The organism is Halomonas sp. 707B3 (assembly GCF_024158645.1).
GTDB classification, from domain to species: Bacteria; Pseudomonadota; Gammaproteobacteria; order Pseudomonadales; family Halomonadaceae; genus Vreelandella; species Vreelandella lionensis.
Genome location: NZ_JAMZBE010000260.1, coordinates 1 through 2,343 on the forward strand (window position 1 = coordinate 1; position 2,343 = coordinate 2,343).

The window sequence follows — 2,343 nt, forward strand, 5'->3', positions numbered from 1 at the left end:
TTTATTCCGGTTATCCACCGCGCTGGTGGCTTCATCCAGCACCAGAATCGGCGGGTCTTTTAACAGCGCCCGCGCCAGTGAAAGCCGCTGGCGTTGGCCGCCAGAAAGTCGCACGCCCCGCTCGCCCACTGGCGTATCCAGCCCTTGGGGCAGCGTTTCGATAAAGCTCCAGGCTTCGGCGGTGTTGGCGGCGTCGATAATCGCGGCATCGTCGGCATCCGGCTGGCCGTAGGCGATGTTGTCGCGAATACTGCCTTCAAACAGGTACACATCCTGGCTGACTAAGCCAATCGCTTGGCGAAGTGAGTGCATACTTACGTCGGTGATCGGCTGGCCATCTACCAACACACGGCCACTGGCAGGGTCGTAAAAACGCAGCAGCAGTTTGATCAGCGTTGATTTACCGGAGCCGGTGGCCCCCACCAGCGCCAGCGTATTGCCATCGGGCACGTGTAGATCCACGCCGTTCACACCTACTTGGCTGGTCTCATATTGAAAACTCACCGCTTCGAAACGCACGTCGCCTTTTACCGGGGCAGCCAAGGGCGTGGTGCTGTCGTCCTTTACGGTAATCGGCACTTCGAGCAAATCCAGAATCCGTTTGGTGCTGGCCATGGCGCGCTCGAACAGGTCAATCACCTGGGCAAGGCCGGTGAGCGGCCACAGCAGGCGCTGGGTCAGAAACACCAGCACGCCGTAAGCGCCCACGTTGAGGCTGCCGTTCAGCGCCATCATGCCACCAACAGTAAAGGTGGCGAGAAAGCCCGCCAAAATCGCCATGCGGATAACCGGAATAAACGCAGAACTGACTTTAATCGCGCGACGGTTGGCTTCCACATAGGCTTCACTGGCATCCCGCAGCCGCTCGGCTTCCCGCGCTTCACTGGTGAAGCTTTTAATCGTAGCGATACCGCTGAGATTGTTGGAGAGACGGCTGGCAAGGTCGCCTACTTTTTCGCGCACGTCGCTGTACAGCGGCCCGGCTTTGCGCTGGAAGAAAAACGCGCCCCAAATGATCAGCGGAATCGGCGTAAACGCTAGCAGCGCGATCAGCGGAGAAAGCACGAAGAACACCGCGCCTACGGCCACCACCGTCACCACTACTTGAATCAGCGCGTTGGCACCGCCATCCAGAAAGCGCTCTAGCTGGTTGACGTCATCGTTCATGGTGGCCACTAGCTGACCGGAGCTTTTCGATTCAAAAAACGCCATGTCGAGGCGCTGGGCGTGCTCGTAAGTGTCTTGGCGCATATCCGCTTGCAGCCGCTGGGCTAGGTTGCGCCAGAGAATCTGGAACAGGTACTCAAACAGCGACTCCCCCGCCCAAATAAAGAAGGTGAGCACCGCCAAAATGGTGATCTGCTCTTGAGGCGATTCAAACCCCAGCCGCGCCACAAAGCTGTTTTCCTGGTTCACCACCACATCGATCGCCACGCCAATCAGAATTTCCGGGGCGATATCGAACAGCTTGTTGATAATCGAGCAAATCGTGGCGGTGATAATCTGCCGCCGATAGCCTTTGGCGTAGCGCAACAGGCGCATTAAGGCGTGAAAGCTTTGATTGACGGACGCTTTGTCAGCGCGGGTCGGGGAAGAAGCCACATCAATTCCTTTTACGTTGTTATCTGCGTAAATCGCCTTTAAACGGGTTGCGTCGCTCGGCGCACGTTGGCAAGCAAGGGGCTGCCGGTATCAGGGTCAAGCAGCAGCGTGCACTCCACCTGATACAGCTCCCGCACCAGCGCGGGCGTTACCACCTCAGCGGGTGCGCCCTGGGCAACAATTTGCCCGTCGCGCATGGCAATCAGGTGGTCGGCGTAACGGCAGGCGCTGGCGAGGTCGTGCAGCACCATCACCACCGTGCGGCCCTGGCAGGCCAGGTCGCGTACCAGCTCGAACACCTCTATTTGGTGGCCTAAGTCTAACGCGGAGGTGGGCTCGTCGAGTAGTAAAAGCGGCGTTTGCTGAGCGATGGTCATGGCGATCCAGGCGCGCTGGCGTTGGCCGCCGGAAAGCGCTTCCAACGGCCGGTCGGCAAGCGCTTCCAACCCGGCAGCGGCAAGCGCATGGTGCACCACCTGTTGATCTTCCGCCGACCACTGGCGCAGCCAGCCTTGGTGGGGCTGGCGGCCAAAGCGAATCAGTTCGGTGACGGTCAGCCCTTCCGGAGCGACCGCCTCTTGGGGCAGTAGCGCTAGCTTGGTGGCAAGTTGGCGGGCGGGCATCTGGGCGATGTCGTGGCCGTTGAGCAGCACGGCACCGCTATCGGGTTTGTGCAGGCGGGCAAGCCCAGAAAGCAGTGTGGATTTACCACAGCCGTTGGGGCCAACAATGGCGGTTACT

At 59.7% G+C, this 2,343-nt stretch carries 2 protein-coding genes; both read right to left on the reverse strand.

The window, feature by feature from the left end:
• Window positions 1–1,542 (reverse strand): ABC transporter ATP-binding protein (locus BIS10_RS18390; protein WP_253507612.1); only part of this gene is annotated, 1,542 nt, incomplete at its 3' end.
• A gap of 98 nt (window positions 1,543–1,640) precedes the next feature.
• Window positions 1,641–2,343 (reverse strand): ABC transporter ATP-binding protein (locus BIS10_RS18395; protein WP_253507609.1); only part of this gene is annotated, 703 nt, incomplete at its 5' end.